The 17258-nt window shown below is 72.2% G+C and carries 13 protein-coding genes; all 13 read left to right on the top strand.

What is annotated here, in order from left to right:
• Positions 1 to 14: 14 nt before the first annotated feature.
• Complete coding sequence (locus ABZ027_RS08100; protein ID WP_356765586.1) at positions 15 to 1223, top strand: acyl-CoA dehydrogenase family protein; 1209 nt, start codon at positions 15 to 17, stop codon at positions 1221 to 1223.
• A 34-nt stretch (positions 1224 to 1257) separates the two neighbouring features.
• The gene (locus ABZ027_RS08095; protein WP_356765584.1) at positions 1258 to 2391 is read left to right on the top strand and encodes a cytochrome P450; all 1134 of its coding nucleotides are present in this window, start codon (positions 1258 to 1260) and stop codon (positions 2389 to 2391) included.
• A gap of 58 nt (positions 2392 to 2449) precedes the next feature.
• On the top strand, positions 2450 to 3514 hold the full coding sequence (locus tag ABZ027_RS08090) for a saccharopine dehydrogenase (RefSeq protein WP_356765582.1): 1065 nt from the start codon (positions 2450 to 2452) through the stop codon (positions 3512 to 3514).
• Entirely contained in the window at positions 3504 to 4709 is a 1206-nt protein-coding gene (locus tag ABZ027_RS08085; RefSeq protein WP_356765580.1) for a saccharopine dehydrogenase family protein, read from the top strand. The genes ABZ027_RS08090 and ABZ027_RS08085 overlap by 11 nt, the downstream gene beginning before the upstream one ends.
• Before the next feature lie 396 nt (positions 4710 to 5105).
• Positions 5106 to 6425, top strand: a complete 1320-nt coding sequence (locus tag ABZ027_RS08080; protein ID WP_356765578.1) for a SidA/IucD/PvdA family monooxygenase — start codon at positions 5106 to 5108, stop codon at positions 6423 to 6425.
• Entirely contained in the window at positions 6413 to 7501 is a 1089-nt protein-coding gene (locus ABZ027_RS08075) for an FAD-dependent oxidoreductase (RefSeq protein WP_356765577.1), read from the top strand. The genes ABZ027_RS08080 and ABZ027_RS08075 overlap by 13 nt, the downstream gene beginning before the upstream one ends.
• Positions 7498 to 9777, top strand: a complete 2280-nt coding sequence (locus tag ABZ027_RS08070; protein ID WP_356765576.1) for a class I tRNA ligase family protein — start codon at positions 7498 to 7500, stop codon at positions 9775 to 9777. Before ABZ027_RS08075 ends, ABZ027_RS08070 begins: the two co-directional genes overlap by 4 nt.
• The gene (locus tag ABZ027_RS08065) at positions 9774 to 13103 is read left to right on the top strand and encodes an amino acid adenylation domain-containing protein (protein WP_356765574.1); all 3330 of its coding nucleotides are present in this window, start codon (positions 9774 to 9776) and stop codon (positions 13101 to 13103) included. Before ABZ027_RS08070 ends, ABZ027_RS08065 begins: the two co-directional genes overlap by 4 nt.
• Positions 13100 to 14629 (top strand): AMP-binding protein, encoded by a 1530-nt coding sequence (locus ABZ027_RS08060; protein WP_356765572.1) that lies wholly within the window; start codon positions 13100 to 13102, stop codon positions 14627 to 14629. Before ABZ027_RS08065 ends, ABZ027_RS08060 begins: the two co-directional genes overlap by 4 nt.
• On the top strand, positions 14619 to 14882 hold the full coding sequence (locus ABZ027_RS08055; RefSeq protein WP_356765570.1) for an acyl carrier protein: 264 nt from the start codon (positions 14619 to 14621) through the stop codon (positions 14880 to 14882). The genes ABZ027_RS08060 and ABZ027_RS08055 overlap by 11 nt, the downstream gene beginning before the upstream one ends.
• Before the next feature lie 2 nt (positions 14883 to 14884).
• Positions 14885 to 15499, top strand: coding sequence for a GNAT family N-acetyltransferase (locus tag ABZ027_RS08050; protein ID WP_356765568.1), 615 nt, complete (start codon positions 14885 to 14887; stop codon positions 15497 to 15499).
• Entirely contained in the window at positions 15496 to 16542 is a 1047-nt protein-coding gene (locus ABZ027_RS08045; protein ID WP_356765566.1) for a C45 family peptidase, read from the top strand. Before ABZ027_RS08050 ends, ABZ027_RS08045 begins: the two co-directional genes overlap by 4 nt.
• A 15-nt stretch (positions 16543 to 16557) precedes the next feature.
• A complete protein-coding gene (locus ABZ027_RS08040) occupies positions 16558 to 17253 on the top strand; it encodes a 4'-phosphopantetheinyl transferase superfamily protein (RefSeq protein ID WP_356765564.1) in 696 nt (231 codons plus the stop codon).
• The last annotated feature ends 5 nt before the right edge of the window (positions 17254 to 17258 follow it).

Genomic DNA, 17258 nt, shown 5'->3' with positions numbered 1-17258 from the left:
CACGGAGAACCACCTTGGACCCGAGCACGAGCTTCGATCCGGAGATCCTCGCCCTCCCCTTCTACGACGACCGGCACCGGCGCCTCGCGGAGGCCATCGGCACCTGGTGCGACGACCGCACCGCCCGGTGGGACGAGGTCCGCGCGGAGGATCCGGACAAGGCCGGCCTGAGCCTCGTACGGCAGTTGGGGGAGGACGGCTGGCTCGCCTTCCTGGAGCCCGGCTCCGACCCCGAGGTGCGACCCGGCGACTTCCGCGCCATCTGCCTCATGCGTGAGGCGCTCGCGTACGCCGAGGACCTGGCCGACTTCGCTTTCTCCATCCAGGCACTGGCTGCGACGCCCCTGATCCGTTTCGGCAACGACGACCAGAAGCTCCGCTACCTGCCGGGCATGGCGCGCGGCTCGCTCGTCGGCGCCTTCGCGGTCTCGGAGGAACAGGCGGGCTCCGACGTCGCCGCGGTCGGCCTCACCGCCGAACGCACCGATGACGGCGGCTATCTCCTCAACGGGCACAAGGCGTGGATCGCCCATGGCACCATCGCCGATGTGTACATCGTCATCGCCCGCACCGGCGAAGGCCCCGGCCCGCTGGGACTCACGGCCTTCCTGGTGCCCGCGGACACCCCCGGCGTACGGGTCGGTGACCGGCCGGTGCCGATCGCCCCGCGCTCGTTCGCGCACCTCGCCTTCGAGGACTGCCGGGTGCCGGCCGAGGCCGTGCTGGGCAAGCCCGGCCGGGGCTTCGTCATCGCCATGGACCTGCTCGAACGTTTCCGGATGACGGTGGGCGCGGCGGCACTCGGGTTCGCCCGCCGGGCCGCCGACACCGCCCTGGCCCGCGCCCGGACCCGACAGGTCGGCGGCGGCCTGCTCATCGACCACCAGCTGACCAAGGCGTCCCTGGCCGACATGGACGTCCAGCTCAACGCGTCCGCCCTGCTGGTGGCCCGGGCCGCCTGGGAGGCCGACCGGGGCAGCCCGCGCTTCGCCCGTCACTCCAGCATCGCCAAGCTGCACGCCACCGAGGAGGCCCAGCGCATCGTCGACACCGCCGTGCAACTGCTGGGTGCCTCCGGCGTCATGAAGGACAGCGTCACCGAGCGCCTGTACCGGCAGATCCGGTCCCTGCGCATCTACGAGGGCACCTCGGAAATCATGCGGTTGACCATCGCGGGGACCCTCGACACCCGTCGAGCCGCCCGTGCCGCCCGCGACCTGTGACCACCCCACCGTCGAATCGACAAGGAGTTCCCGGGTGACCACCCCGATCGAAGCGGTCCGGCAGCCGGACCCGTACCCCTACTACGCGACGCTGGTGGCCGAGCGTCCGCTGGCCTTCGACGAGGCCGTGGGCGCGTGGGTGGCCTGCGACGCGGCGGCGGTGCGAGCCGTACTGAACGCCACCGCCCTCAGGGTGCGCCCGCCCGCCGAGCCGGTGCCCGCGGGTATCGTGGGAACCCCGGCCGGTGACGTCTTCGGCGACCTGGTCCGGATGACCGACGGCGAACCGCAGCACCGTCTGAAGGCGGTGGTCGTCGACGCGCTGGGGCACGTCGACACGGCGCGCGCGGCCGACCTGGCCGCCGTACGGACCCGCGAGGTCCTCGCGGCGGGCGGCGACCCGCCCTTCGAGGAGCTGATGTTCGGTGTGCCCGCCCGGGTCGTGGCGGCGCTGTGCGGGCTCGACCAGGGCGCGGACGCCGAAGCCGCCCGGCTCATCGGCGACTTCGTCCAGTGCATCCCCGCCTCCGCCACCCCCGAGCAGCAGAAGGCCGCGGCGCTCGCGGCCGGCCGGCTCCAGGAGCTGCTGGGGCCCGGCATCGAGCGGGGCGAGGACGGCACGGGCCTGCTCGCCGACCTGGTACGGGCCGCACGCCACGCCTCCTGGTCCCGTACCGCGCCGCTGCTGGCCAACGCGGTCGGCTTCCTGTCCCAGACCTACGACGCCACGGCCGGCCTGATCGGCAACACCCTGGTGGCGCTGGCGCGCGGCGCGCGGCTGCCCTCCGGCCTCGCCGACGCCGAGGCGTTCGTCCGCGAGGTCGTACGCCATGACGCGCCGATCCAGAACACCCGCCGCTTCGTCGCCGAGCCGTTCCGTCACGGCGACGCCGAGATCGCCCCGGGCGAACAGGTGCTGGTGGTCCTCGCCGCCGCCAACCGTGACCCGGCCGCCAACCCCGACCCGCACGCCTTCCGGCCCGGCCGCCCGGACCCCGCGGTCTTCACCTTCGGCGCCGCGGCCCACCGCTGCCCCGGGCAGAGACTGGCCGTCACCGTGACGGTCGCGGTCGTCCGCGAACTGCTCGCGGCGGGTTTCGACCCGGCCCAGCTGCCGGACGAGGTGACGTACCGGCCGTTGGCCAACGCCCGCATCCCGGTGCTCTAGCCGTCGCACCAGTCACATACAGCACCCCGCACGAACGAAGAGAGAGAGTACGAAGCCGATGTCGGACAGGCCACGCTTGTGGATGCGGCACGAGTCCCGTACCGGTGAGCGCCGCGCACCGCTCGTCCCCGAGGACGCCGCGCGGCTCGTCGCGCAGGGCGTCGAGATCACCGTGGAGGAGGCGCCGCAGCGTGCCTTCCCGCTGGCGGACTACGTCGCGGCCGGCTGCCGCACCGCGCCGTCCGGCAGCTGGACCGAGGCCCCGCGCGACCACTACGTCCTGGGCCTGAAGGAACTGCCCGACGAACCCGACCACCTGGCCCACCGTCACATCTACTTCGGCCACGCCTACAAGGGCCAGACCGGTGCCCGGGAGTTGCTCGGCCGGTTCACGTCCGCCGGCGGAGCGCTGCTGGACCTGGAGTACCTGACGGACGAGGACGGCCGGCGCCTGGCCGCGTTCGGGTACTGGGCCGGTTACGTCGGCGCGGCCCTGGCCGTGCTCCACCACCGCGGGCTGCTCGACGCCCCACTGCAGCCGCTGGACCGGGCCGCACTGGACGCCCGGCTCGCCGCACCGCGGTCACCGGCGACCGAGCGGGCCCTGGTGATCGGCGCGCTCGGCCGCAGCGGCCGCGGCGCCTGCGACGCCCTGGAGACGGCGGGCATCACCCCCACCCGCTGGGACGTGGCCGAGACCCGCGACCTGGACCGGACGGCACTGCTCGACCACGACATTCTGGTCAACACCGTGCTCACCACACGGCCCGTGCCGCCCTTCCTCACCTCCGCGGACCTCGACGCCCCCGAGCGGCGCCTGTCCCTCATCGCGGATGTCACCTGCGACGTCACCTCCGAGTGCAACGTCCTGCCGGTCTACGACGAGATCACCGACTGGGAGCACCCGGTCCGGCGGCTGCGCGCCGGCGCACGGCCGGCCGACCTCATCGCCATCGACAACCTGCCCTCGCTGCTGCCCGTGGAGTCCAGCCGTGCCTTCTCGGCCGAGCTGTACCCCGAGTTGCTGCGCCTGAACGACTCCGGCACGGCCTGGGAGCGCGCGCTGCTGGCCTTCGAGACCGCCCTCGCCACCGACCTCAAGGGAAGCACCCGTGCCCGTTAGCCGAAACACCCCCGAGGCGGCCGCGCCGGCCCCCGCCAGCGGCACCGTCCACTGGATAGGCACCGGCCTGTCCACCGGCCCGTCCGGCCTGGGCCTGCTGTGCGAGCGGGCCGAGCGCGTGGTGCTGTGGGACCGCACCGCCGAACGCGCCGCCGACCGCCTGACCGCGCTCGGCCTGACCGGTCGCGCCGAGGCCCGCGCGCTCACCGACGACGCCCTCCAGGACGCGGTCGGCGCCGGCGACGTGATCGTCTCCATGCTGCCCGCCGCCGAACACCCCCGCCTGTTGCGGCTGGCCCTGGAGAGCCGGGCCCACTTCGCCTGCACCAGCTACGTCTCCGACGCGCTCACCGAACTGGCCGCGACCGCGGCGGACGCGGGCGTCGTGGTGCTCACCGAGGCCGGACTCGACCCGGGCATCGACCACCTGATGGCCCACCGGCTCGTCGAAAGCGCCCGCGCCGCGGTCGGCGACACGGCCGAGTCGGTCGACTTCACCTCCTACTGCGGTGGCATTCCCGCCGTCCCCAACGACTTCCGCTACCGCTTCAGCTGGGCGCCCTACGGTGTCCTGGCCGCCCTCGGCTCCCCGGCCCGCACCATCGACCAGGGCGTGGAGCGCACCGTGGCCCGCCCCTGGGAGGCCGTCCTCACCCACCGCCTCGGTGGCGAGGACTTCGAGGTCTACCCCAACCGCGACAGTGTGCCGTTCGTGGCCCAGTACGGCATACCGGAGGGCTGGCGGCTGCGCACCTTCGTCCGCGGCACCCTGCGCAACGCGGGCTGGCGGAAGGCCTGGAGCGATGTCTTCACCACCGTGAGCAGCGGCGACCAGGAACAGATCCGTTCCCTGGCCAAGGACCTCGCTGCCCGCCATCCCACCACCGACGCGGACCGCGACCGCGTGGTGCTGTCCGTCGCCCTCGACGTCCGTGCCGCCGGCGGCGTGCGCTGGCAGGGCTCCTGCCTGCTGGACCTGACCGGCGACGACACCGAGAGCGCCATGGCCCGCTGTGTGTCCCTGCCGCTCGCCTTCGGCATCACCCGGATGCTGGACGGGGCGCTGCCCGCCGGCTTGAACCGCGCCGCGGAGTCCGCCGACGAGGCCACTCGCTGGCTGGAGTTCCTGGACGGGGCCGGGCTGCACTGCACGTTCGCCGACGGCGCCCCCGCCCCCGGCGGAGAGGGGGTGTGACCGCGGGACACCCGGCGGCCCGGCGGCGTTCGACCGCCGGGCGGGCGCCGATCCTGAGAACCTGAGCCCCCGCCGCATCGCCGGCTTCCCGTTCGTGGCCGGCCTCGGCACCGCCGTCCGGGCGGTGCCCGCGCACCGGCCGTAGAACCCGGGCCGCACCCACCGCAGCCGCCCGACGGGCCGGGGCAAAAACCCGGCCCAGAACGAGCCCACGAGGGCCTGAATCGCCCGGCTCACCTTCGACGCCCCCCCCCGCCAGGGGCCGTGACCCACACCCGCACCGCAACCGCAGCCAGGCACGCCCTTCGCCGTTCGATTCGTCACGTTTCACGTCACATGTTCAGTACGTCCTGAGTCGGCATGCCGCCGGCACCTGTCCGAAGGAGAGATCCGACCATGGGGTACGAGAAAACGACGCCTGACTCCACGCACTACCGCTGCCTGGGAATCGGCGTGGGACCCGCCAACCTGAGCCTCGCGTCACTGCTGCACAGCCGTACGGAGGTGCGCAACCTCTTCATCGACCGCAAGCCGTCCTTCGGCTGGCACGACGGCCAGCAGATCCCCGGCACGACCCTGCAGGTCTCCATGTTCAAGGACCTGGTCTCGCTCTCCGATCCCAAGTCCCCGTTCTCCTTCCTGGCCTATCTGCACGACCAGGGCCGGGTGTACCACTTCCTCAACGCCCAGTTCGACGACGTACCGCGGCTGGAGTTCCGCAACTACCTCGCCTGGGCGAGCCGGCGCAACGAGAACATCGTCTTCGGCGAGACGGTCCAGGAGGTCGGCTTCGACGGGGTGTTCACCGTCCGCACCGACCGCCGCACCGTCACCGCCGACAACGTAGTGGTCGGTGTCGGAAACCAGCCCTGGGTGCCGGAGCAGGGCCGCCCGCACCTCGGCGCCACCCAGTTCCACGTCAACGACTTCATGACCTCGGCCCAGAACCTGGGCGGCAAGCGGGTCGTGGTGGTCGGCGGCGGCCAGTCCGGCGCCGAGGCGTTCTCGGACCTGATCGCCCGCTCCGGAGCCGAACTGCCGCGCCGGGTCTCCTGGATATCGCGGCGCCGCAACTACTTCCCCATCGACGACTCGCCGTTCACCAACGACTACTACATGCCCGACCACTCCGACTACTTCTTCAGCCTGGGCACCGACGTGCGCGCCGCGTTCAACGCCCAGCACATCCTCACCAGCGACGGCATCTCCGAGTCCACGCTGCGCGACATCTACCAGCGCATCTACGTCCACCGGTTCGTGGAGGGCAACCCCGACCTGGTCGGGCTGCACCCCAACCGTGAGGTGGTCGGCGTCGAGGCCGGCGCGGCGGGTGGCTGGGACATCACCGTCCGGCACAACGACGAGCCCGGATCGCGGGAGCACTTCGAGGCGGACGTCGTCGTGTGGGCCACCGGATTCCGGCCGGCCGCCATGGACTTCCTCGCGCCGATCGCCGACCGCCTCGAACGGGACGGCGACGAACTGCGCATCGACGAGGACTACGCGGTGCGCTGGGACGGCCCCGCCGACCGCAGCATCTTCGTGCAGAACGCCGCCCGGGGCCAGCGGGGCCTGGCCGACCCCAACCTCAGCCTCAACGCCTGGCGCAGCCAGCGCATCGCCGACCGGCTGTCCGGTGTACGCAGCGACGAGCAGCTGGCGTCGTTCATCGAGTGGTCGTCCAAGGCCGGCACCAAGATGCCGTGGGGGGCGTGATGGCGGCGCGGCACACCGACCACGACTACGCGGTGGTCGGCGCCGGAGTGCTCGGCTGCCTGATCACCCGGGAGATCCTCGCCCGTGACCCGCACGCCTCGGTGGCGCTGCTGGAGCGGGACGCCATCGGCAGCGGCGCCACCCGCCGCTCGGCCGGCCTACACTTCCCGCGCGGCTTGACGCCCCGCGTCCGCCGCATGGCCTCCTACAGCCAGCAGTGGTACGCGGCACTCAAGGACGCCCGCCCCGAACTGCCCGTGCACAGCCTGCGGATGACGGTCGTCGCCCCCACCCCGCAGGAGACCCGGCTGCGCGGCGTCTACCTGCCCGAGGCACGACTGCGGCCCGCGGCGGCACTCCCGGCGGTCGTCGCTCAGCTGCCCGACGGCATGAGCGCCTGGGAGGGGGACGGCTGCCAGTACGCGGACGTCTACGCCCTCAGCCAACTCCTGGCCCGTGAGCTGCGCCCGAACGCCACGTTCCGTGAGGGAGCCCAGGTCACCGCGGTGACCCCGGCGGCGGACGGGGTGCGCCTGGACCTCGGCACCGGTGACACGCTCACCGCCGGGCACGTCGTACTCGCCCCCGGCCCCTGGCTCGCGGCCCCCGCCTGGAAGGGACTCGTCGCCCCGCTCGGCGCCCGGGTGAAGAAGGTCGTGGCCCTGCACATCGAGACGGTGCCGACCGCCGACGACGAGGCCGTGGTCTTCCAGGACGAGGACGCCTTCCTGCTGCCGTACCACGAGCGCGGCCACTGGCTGTTCAGTTACACCTGCCAGGAGTGGGACGTCGACCCGGACACGGTGCCGGCCGCGCTGTCGCCGACCGACCGTGACGAGGCCCTCTCCACCTTGCGCCGGTACGCCCCTCACCTGGTCGAGCACTGCGCCTCCGGCCGAGTCTTCTGCGACGCGTACGGGCCCGACTTCGAGCCCCTGGTCCGCGCGCTCACCGACGACGGGCGCGTGGTCTTCGCGGGCGCCGCCAACGGCTCCGGATACCGGCTGGGCCCCGCCATCGCGGCGGAGACCGCCGATCTGCTCCCTCTTCCGTCCCAGCGAAAGGACGCGGCGTGATCATCAACACGTACGACGAGACCGTGCTCTCCGAGGCCTTCGGTATCGACATGAGCACCATCGAGGGCCTCGGCACGGGCGCCGGCTGGGGACGGGTCGCCCCCGGTCAGGCCTCCGACAGTCATCAGCACGACGAGACCGAGTTCTTCGTGATCGTCGCGGGCCGCGGCGAGTTCATCGTCGACGGGCGCCGCCACCCGGCCGCCCCCGGCACGGTGGCGCTGTTCGAGCCCTTCGAGTCCCACGTCCTGGAGAACACCGGCGACGACGACCTGGTCTTCCTCACCCAGTACTGGCGCGACGCCGAACGCGCCCTGGCCTCCGCGCGGAACAGTGAGCGCAAGAACTTCGGCGACCGGCCGGTCTTCGTGTTCTCCACCCCGCCCACCCCCAACGGCGACCTCCACCTCGGTCACCTCTCCGGCCCCTACCTCGGCGCCGACGTCTTCGTCCGGCACCAGCGGATGAACGGCACCAACGCCTGGCACCTGACCGGCAGCGACGACTACCAGAGCTATGTGCCGGCCGCCGCCCGCGCCGAGGGCCGCGAACCCGCCGAGACCGCGGCCCACTACAGCGCCGAGATAGCCGCGACCCTCGCGCTGATGGACATCACACCCGACCAGTACACGGTCACCAACGACGACCCCGACTACCGGGGCGGGCTGAAGGACTTCTTCTCCCGGGTCGTCTCCTCCGGCACGGCCCAGGTCACCGAGGCCGACGCGCTCTTCGACGCGGAGAGCGGACGGTACCTCTACGAGGTCGACGTCAAGGGCGGCTGCCCCGGCTGCGGTTCGGGCACCAGCGGCAACATCTGCGAGGAGTGCGGCGAGCCCAACACCGTCACGGACCTCACCGAGCCCGTCTCCACCGCGTCGGCAGCGGCGCCCCGCCGCGGCCCGATGGCCCGGTGGATGCTGCCCCTGCACACCTTCCAGGGCGACATCGCCGCCCACCACCACCTCGGCCGGGTCCCGGCACGCCTGCGGGAACTCGCCGACCGGCTCTTCAGCCGCCCCAGCATGGACATCCCCCTCACCCACCCGTCCTCCTGGGGCGTCCCCCCGGCGGAGAAGGACGTGGACGGCCAGGTCATCTGGGTGTGGCCGGAGATGTCGTACGGCTTCCTGCACGGCATCCAGGCCCTCGGCTCCCGCCTGGGCGAGAACTGGCAGGCGTCCGCGCCCCAGCAGGACTGGAAGATCGTCCACTTCTTCGGCTACGACAACAGCTTCTACCACTCGGTGCTCTACCCGGCCCTGTACCGGCTGGCGTTCCCCGACTGGACACCGGACATCGACTACCACGTCAACGAGTTCTACCTGCTGGAAGGCAGCAAGTTCTCCACCAGCCGGCGGCACGCCGTCTGGGGCAAGGACATCCTCAGCCCCGACTCCGTCGACTCGGTCCGCTACTTCCTCGCCGCCACCCGCCCCGAGGGCACCCGCACCAACTTCCAGCGCGCGGCCTACGAGTCGGCCCTGACCGACACCCTCATCGGCACCTGGCAGACCTGGCTGAACGACCTCGGCTCCCGGATCGCCAAGCACTACGGCGGCACCGCCCCCGACGCCGGCAACTGGACGCCCGAGCACTCCTCCTTCCTCGGACGGCTCGGCGCCCGACTCGCCGCGGTCACCGGCGCCCTGGACTCCGACGGCTTCTCCCTCAACCAGGCCGCCGCCGAACTCGACGGCATCGTGCAGGACACCCTGCGCTTCTCCCGCCAGGAGTCGCTGCTGGCCGAGACCGCGGGCTGGGAGAACGAGGCCCGCACCGCCACAGCCCTGGAACTGGCCGCCGCCCGGCTCCTCGCCCACGTCGCCGCTCCCGTCATGCCGCGCTTCGCCGCGCACCTCGCCGGTACGCTCGGCATGCCCGAGCCGAGCAGCTGGCCGCGCACCGTCGAACTCGTCGCCCCCGGCAGCGAGATCCGCCTCACGGACGCCGTCTTCTTCCACCCGACGCCGCTCCCGGCGGCCGCCTCCTCGACCCAGACCGGCCCCCGGCTGACGCCGTGGCTGAGCGGCCTGGTGCGGGCCGTGCTGCAACTCCCCGACGACGCGGCTGTCCGCGAGCGCAGCCTCAGCCAGCTGAACACCAGCTCCCTGCAGGCGGTCACCCTCCAGTACCAGGTCCTCGAAGCCCTCGACGTGGACCTCAGCGTCGAGGAACTCCTCGGCAGCCACGACATCGACACCCTCGCCACGATCATCGAGGAACGCGCCGAGCCCGCGGCCGTCGAACCGCTCACGGAGGCGAACGTCCGATGAGCTACCGCGAGGTGCTGCACGAGATCGAAAGCCGCGGCCTGTCCGTCGCCCTGTCCGGCAACGACCTGCGGCTCCAGGGCGGCCGTGAGCGCATGGACCCCGCGTTCATCGCCCGCGTCAAGAGCGTGAAGGACGAACTGATCGCCCACCTCGCCGAGGAGCAGCGACACGGGCCCGGTTTCCCGCTCACCACCCTGCAGCGCGCCTATCTGCTGGGCCGCAGCGGCATCTTCGAGATCGGTGACGTGGCCAGCCACGTCTACCACGAGATCGAAGGAGTGTGGGACGTCGATCGCCTGGAGTCGGCGCTGGAAGCGGTCGTGGACGCGCACAGCGGCCTGCGCTCCCGCTTCGTCGGCGACGACCGTCAGATCACCGAACTCCGCCAGTACCGGCCCCGGATCGCCCGCCTCGACCTGCGCCGGGAGAGCCCCGAGGAACAGTCCCGCATCCGCCGCGAACTGCGCGAGGAACGCTCGCACCGGGTGCTCGCCACCGACCAGGTGCCGCTGATCGCCGTCGAGGTGACCATCCTCGCCGACGACCGCATGATCCTCCACGTCAGCCACGACGGGCTGATCATGGACGGCATCAGCATGTTCCTGTTCTTCCAGGCCTGGTGGCAGCGCTACCGCGACGGCACCGACGAGAGCGCGCCCACCGAACTGCCGTACGCGGAGTACGTCGCCGCGCTGGAGTCCGCGCGCGACCGCGCCCCCGCCCGCCGCTCCCGCCAGTACTGGCTCGAACGGATCGACGACCTCGCCCCGCACCCGGACCTGCCGCTGCGCACCAGCCCGTCCGCGCTCACCCGCACCCGCTTCTCCCAGCGGCAGGTGCGCCTGGACCCACGGGCGTGGACCGCGCTGAAGGAGCGGGCCGCGCACGCCGGACTCACCCCGTCTGCGCTGCTGCTCGCCGCCTACGCGGAGACCCTCGCCACCTGGGGCGGCGGTCCGCGGTTCACCCTCAACACCACGGTGGCCAACCGCCCGCCGATCCACCCGCGGGCCTTCCAGGCCATCGGCAGCTTCTCCGACACCATGCTCGTCGAGATCGACGTCGACCGGACCCGCAGCTTCGAGGAGCGGGCCCGCGCCCTGCAGACCCGGCTGCGCCGCGACCTCGACCACCGGCACTTCTCCGGCAGCGACGTCATGCAGGAACTGGCGCGACGACGCGGTGGGGTGGCCGGCGCCCGGATGCCGTTCACGTTCAACAGCGCGATCGGTCATGTGGGCGGCGATGTCGACGGCTCCGCGCTGGAGCTGTTCGGGCCGGAGGTGTACACCGTCAGCCAGACCCCGCAGGTGTGGCTCAACGCGTTCGCGATGGAACAGCACGGCGGGCTCGTCGTCCAACTCGACGGCGTCGACGAGCTGTTCCCCGAGGGCCTGCTCGACGACCTCGCCCAGGGCTACCGCACACTCCTCGACACCCTCCTCGACGAGGCCGCCTGGCAGCGCCACACCTTCGACCTGCTGCCCGAGGCGCAGCGCGAGCGGCGCCGCGAGGCCAACGACACCGCTGCGCCGCTGCCCGAGACCATGCTGGGCGACGCGTTCCGCGCCCAGGCCGAACGCACCCCGCACGCGCCCGCCGTCATCACCTCCGAACGTGAGGTCAGCTACGGCGAACTGCTGCGCCGCGCCACCGCGGCGGCGGCCCGGCTGCGCGCCGGGAACGTCGGCCGCGACGAGCTGGTCGGCCTGGTGATGAGCCGGGGGCCCGAGCAGATCGTCGGCATCCTCGCCACCGTGCTGGCCGGCGCCGCCTATCTGCCGGTCGACGCGGCACTGCCCGCCGAGCGGCAGAACTACATGCTCCGCGACGGCCGGGTGCGCCACGTGCTCACCAACACCGGCTGGCAGGACCCCGACGGCGAACGACAGGTACAGCACCTCGACCTCACCGACACCGCCGAGGCCACCGACCCGCCGGCGGACCTGCCGGGCCCGCTGCCGGGCGCCGGCCCCGACGACCTCGCCTATGTGCTCTACACCTCCGGCACCACGGGTGAGCCCAAGGGCGTCATGGTCAGCCACCGCAATGTCGCCAACGTGGTGGCCGACTGCCACAAGCGGTTCGGCATCACGCCCGAGGACCGGTTCTTCGCCATCAGCGCGTTCAACTTCGACCTGTCGGTGTGGGACGTCTTCGGCGCGCTGTCGGCCGGCGCGGCCCTGGTGATGCCCGACCGGGACCGGGCCGTCGACCCCGCCCACTGGCTGGAACTGTGCGAGAGCGCCGGGGTGACCGTCTGGAACTCGGTGCCCGCCATCGTCTCCCTGCTGCACGACCAGGCCCTCGCCGACCAGGCCGTCCCGCCCGCGCTGCGCCTGGTGATGATGAGCGGCGACCGCGTCCCGCCGGCCCTGCCGGCCGCGCTGCGCCGGCTGAAGCCCGACGTGGACGTGATCTCGCTCGGCGGGCCCACCGAGACCACGATCTGGAACATCCTGCACCCCGTCGGCCCCGACGAGGACGGCAGCGAGTCCATTCCCTACGGCCGCCCCAACGCCAACAACCGCGCCTATGTGCTCGACCGGGACGGGCAGGACTGTCCCGACTGGGTGACCGGCGAGATCTGCGCGGCGGGCACCGGCCTGGCCCGTGGCTACTGGGGTGACGAGGCCCGCACCGCCGAGCGGTTCGGCCACGACAGCCGCCGCGGCGAACGCCTCTACCGCACCGGCGACCTGGGCCGCTATCTGCCCGACGGCAGTATCGCGATCCTCGGCCGCAGCGACTTCCAGATCAAGGTCAACGGCTACCGCATCGAGGCCGGCGAGGTCGAGACCCGGCTGGTCGCCCTCGACGCCGTCGCCAAGGCTGTCGTCGCCGGACGCCCCGGCGCCCAGGGCGACCGGCTGGTGGCCCACCTGGTGCCGGCCGGTGAGCGACGGCCCGGCGTGGCCGAACTGCGCGAGGCCCTGCGCCGCGACCTGCCCGACTACATGGTCCCCACCGCCGTGATCTGGCACGAGGAACTGCCGCTGACCAAGAACGGCAAGGTCGACCGGAGCAAGCTCGCCGACGTCCCCGTCGAGGACACGGCACGGGTCACCGACACCTCGGGCGGCGGTGAGCCCGCGACGGACACCGAGAAGGCCCTCGTCGAGATCTGGTCCCAGGTGCTGCGCGGCACCCAGGTCGGCGTCAACGACAGCCTCGGCGCCCTCGGCGGCGACTCCATCGCCGCGGCCCGCATCCTCACCGCCGTCCGCAAGCGGTTCGGGGTCACCATCCCGCTCGACATGTTCGCCGACATGGACACCGTCCGGGCCATGGCCGCCGCCCTCACCCCCCGACAGGAGGACCAGTGACCGACCACTCGACGATCAACCAGATCGTCTCCCACCCACCGGTCGGCGGACGGATCGCCTTCGCCCGGCTCGACGGCACCCACAGCGTCGACCTGCCCGAGCTGTACGAGATGGCCGGCCGGCTGGCCCGACGGCTGCGGGCCCGCGGCATCGGACCGGGCGACCGGATCGGCATCCTGGCCGCCAACAGCCTGGAGTGGGTACTGCTCGACCTCGCCGCGCTGCTCCTGAAGGCCGAGACGGCGGGCTTTGAACCCGGCAAGTTCGACCCCGACGACAAGCTCACCGAGCGCTACGACGTCACGCTGCTGTTCACCGACCGGGAGACCTACGCCCCGGGGACCGTGCCGATCAGCGAGGTCCGCGCCCTCGCCGAGGAACCGGACGACGCGGACACCGAGCCCCTGCCCCCGGTCACCTGGGCACCGCGGGACGTGACGACCATCAAGTTCACCTCGGGCAGCACCGGCACCCCCAAGGGCCTGGGCGCGACCGTCGGCAGCATCGACAGCTCACTGTCCGCGGTGCAGGAGATCTTCGAACACAAGCCGGGGGACGACCTGTTCGTCTTCCTGCCGCTGTCACTGCTCCAGCAGCGCTACTGGATCTACTCCGCGCTCGCCCACGGCCACGACGTCACCATCAGCACCTACGAGGCGGCCTTCGCGGCGCTGCGCCGCACCCGGCCCACCGTCGTCATGGGCGTACCCGCCTTCTACGAGACGGCCAAACGCCAGATCGAGGCACGGCTGCGCCGCTCGGACGGCACCCAGACCCTCCAGGATGCCGCCGCCCGCATGTTCGGCGACCGCGTCCGCTACCTGTGGACCGGCTCCGCGCCCGCCGCCGCGGCGACGCTGGACTTCTTCACCGAGGCCGGCCTGCCCATCTACGAGGGCTACGGCCTCAACGAGACCTGCATCGTCACCAAGAACCACCCCGGCGCCGGCCGCGCGGGCAGCGTCGGCCAGGTCCTGCGGGGCAAGGAGGTGCTGATCGGCGAGGACGGCGTCGTCAGCGTCCGCAGCGACCACCCCGTGGGTTACGGCTACGCGTACGCCGCCCCCGGCGACTCCGAGCGGGTCTTCGGCCCCGACGGCACCGTACGCACCGGCGACCTCGGGTACCTCGACGACGACGGCTTCCTCTTCATCCGGGGCCGGGCCGACGACGTCATCGTCCTGGACAACGGCAAGAAGATCGTCGTCCGGCCGATCGAGGAGAGCATGCGCACCAGCCCGGCCGTCGCCGAGTGCGTCCTGTTCTGCCCCGCGCAGACCGACCTGGTCGCCGTCGTCTCCCCGGCCGGCGTACCCGCCGACCACGACGCCATCGCGGCCCAGCTCGCCCTGACCAACGCCTCGTTGACCAAGGACGAACAGATCAGCAGGGTGATCGTCGCCCAGGAGCCCTTCAGCATCGAAGGCGGCCTGCTCACCTCCCAGTACAAGCCGAAACGCAAGCAGATCCTCGAGGCCTACCGGGCCGGGATCCACAACAGCAAGGAAGGCATCCATGCGGTCTGACATCGAAAGCGCTGCCAGGGACAACCTCTCCGCGGTGCTCACCCCGCCGGTCGCCCCCGACGACCTCGACCTCGACGCGGACATGGCCGGCACCTACGGCCTGACCTCCCTCAACAAGGTCCTCTTCCTGACCGAGGTGTGCGAGGCGACCGACGTCGACCTCGCCAACTTCACCGAACACGACCTCGCCGAGATGACCACCCTGCGCAGCGTCACCGAGGCCCTGACCCGACACACGAGCAAGGTGGCCTGACCATGACCTGGGCACAGAACGCGGCAGCGGTCCTGGAGAACGAACACGTCCTGCTGCGGCCGGTCACCGAGGCCGACCGCGAGAACGTACGGGCCGTGGCCATGGACCCCGACATCTGGCGCTACTTCGTCTCCGCCGTGGAGACCGACGCCGACTTCGAGACCTTCTTCGACACCTGCCTCGCCGACCAGGCGGCCGGCCGCCGCGTCGTCTACGTCATCACCGACCGGGCGAGCGGCCGGGTCGCGGGCAGCATGAGCTACGGCAACATGGCCGAGGCCGACGCCCGCCTGGAGATCGGCTGGTCCTGGCTGGGCCGTGACTTCCGCGGCCAGGGCATCAACCGCTGGGCCAAGTACCTGCTGCTGCGACACGCCTTCGACACGCTCGGAGCCGAGCGGGTCGAGTTCAAGACCGACATCCTCAACACCCAGGCCCGCCGCGGACTGCGCAACATCGGCGCCGTCGAGGAAGGCACCCTGCGCAGCTTCAACTACATGCCCGGCGGCCGCCGCCGCGACGCGATCTTCTACAGCGTGCTGCGCGCCGAATGGCCGCGCGTGCAGCGCGAACTGGCCACCAAGCCGAAGGTCTCCCAGCCGGAAACCGTCGGATGACCGCGGGCGGGGGCATCCCCTTCATCCGCGCGTCCGGTGACCCCTTCGCGGTCGGACGCGCTCATGGCGAGGCCCTCGCCGGTCCGCTGCGCACCTTCCTCGACGACTCGCTGGCCCGCCTGAACAAGGTCATGCCCCAGCCGGTCACCCAGGACGCGCTGCTGCCGTCGATCGCCGCCTACCGGGCGGCGGTCACGGCGGCCCTGCCGGACCAGGCGGAGGAGATCGCGGGCCTCGCCTCGGGCGCCCGGATCACCGAGGACGAGGCATGGCTGCTCCAGCTGCGCCGGGAGATCATGGGCTACCGCAAGGTGCCCACCGCGGGCGACTGCACGACGTACGCCCGCACGGCCCGCGACGCTCCGGTGCTCGCGCAGACCATCGACCTCAACGGCGACCTGGACGACCACATCGCCGTCCTGGACGTCGCCCGCGGCGAGGCGGGACGCCGCTCGCTCGTCCTCAGCTTCGGTGGCCTGCTCGGCTATCTGGGCCTCAACAGCGACGGCCTCGCGGTCGGCCTCAACCTGGTCCTGGGCGGCGAGTGGCGCCCAGGGGTACCGCCCTACCTCGCGATCCGTCATCTCCTGGACACGGCGCGGGACGTCACCGAGGCCCTGGAGATCCTGCGCACCCTGCCGCTGGCCAGCTCCCGCACGCTGGTGCTGTGCGACCGGGACCGCGCCGTCTGCGTGGAGGCCCTCGGGGACGAGCTCAGGACCATCGAGGACACGGAGGTGGCGCACACGAACCACTTCCTGCACCCCGATTTCGTACCGGCCGACGAGATCAACGTCTTCGCCCGCAACTCCTCGGTCCGCAGACTGAAGACGGCCACGGCCGGACTCGGCGAACTGCCCCCCGGCGCCGACCCGGAGGAACACTTCGCCCTGCTGTCCCAGACCCCGATCCGCGTCCCGGACCGGGGAGACATCCGTGCCGAACGCACCGTCGCCGCCGTCGTTCTGCTGCCCGACCGAGGTGAGCTGCACGTACGCCCCGGCGACCCGGCACTGTCACGGACACAGGTGTTCAGCCTGTAGGGAGGGAGCACTCGCGTGCGGACGTGGCTGGTGGACCTGGACGACCTGGACGCCGACGAGCCGGACCGGGCGGACGAGGGCGTCCTGACGGAGGAGGAGCGGTGGCGCGGCGCCCAGTTCGCGCACCCGCTCCCGGCACGCCGTTTCCTGCGTTCCCGGCTGGCCGTGCGCCACCTGCTGGGGGAGCGGCTGGGCGTGCCGCCGGCCGAACTGCGCATCGCGCGTCTGCCGGACGGCAAGCCGTATCTGCCGGACCACGCGGGCCTGCACATCAGCTGGTCGCGTTCGGGGGGCCTGCTGCTGCTCGGGGCGTCCGGCAGCGGGTCCATCGGCGTGGACATCGAGGTGCGGCGGCCGGTGCCGAGCCCCCTGAACGTCCTGGCCACCGTCTATCCGGATCTTCCGGCCGCCGCCCGCCCCGAGTCGTTCCTCCCGGCGTGGACGCTCCTGGAGGCGGCGGTCAAGGCGACCGGCCGCGGCCTGTCCCGCGGCGCACGCGATGTCGACCTCCGCTTCGAAGCCACCGGCGAGGTCACCCTGCGCGGCATCCGCGGCCCGGGCCCGGGCCCGGGCGCCTGGTCCGGCCGTACGGACGTGCTGCCCGCGCGGACCGGCACGCCCGCGGCTGTCGTGGCCGTCGTGGTGCGGGGCGAGGTGACCGGGACGATCGCGCCGTGCGTCAGTACGGGCCGGTACGAACAGGTCTGCTAGGCGGA

The sequence above is a fragment of the Streptomyces sp. NPDC006332 genome (genome assembly GCF_040612855.1).
GTDB lineage: Bacteria > Actinomycetota > Actinomycetes > Streptomycetales > Streptomycetaceae > Streptomyces.
Note: the sequence above shows the minus strand (reverse complement) of the source record. Positions and strands in the feature narration are given on the sequence as shown.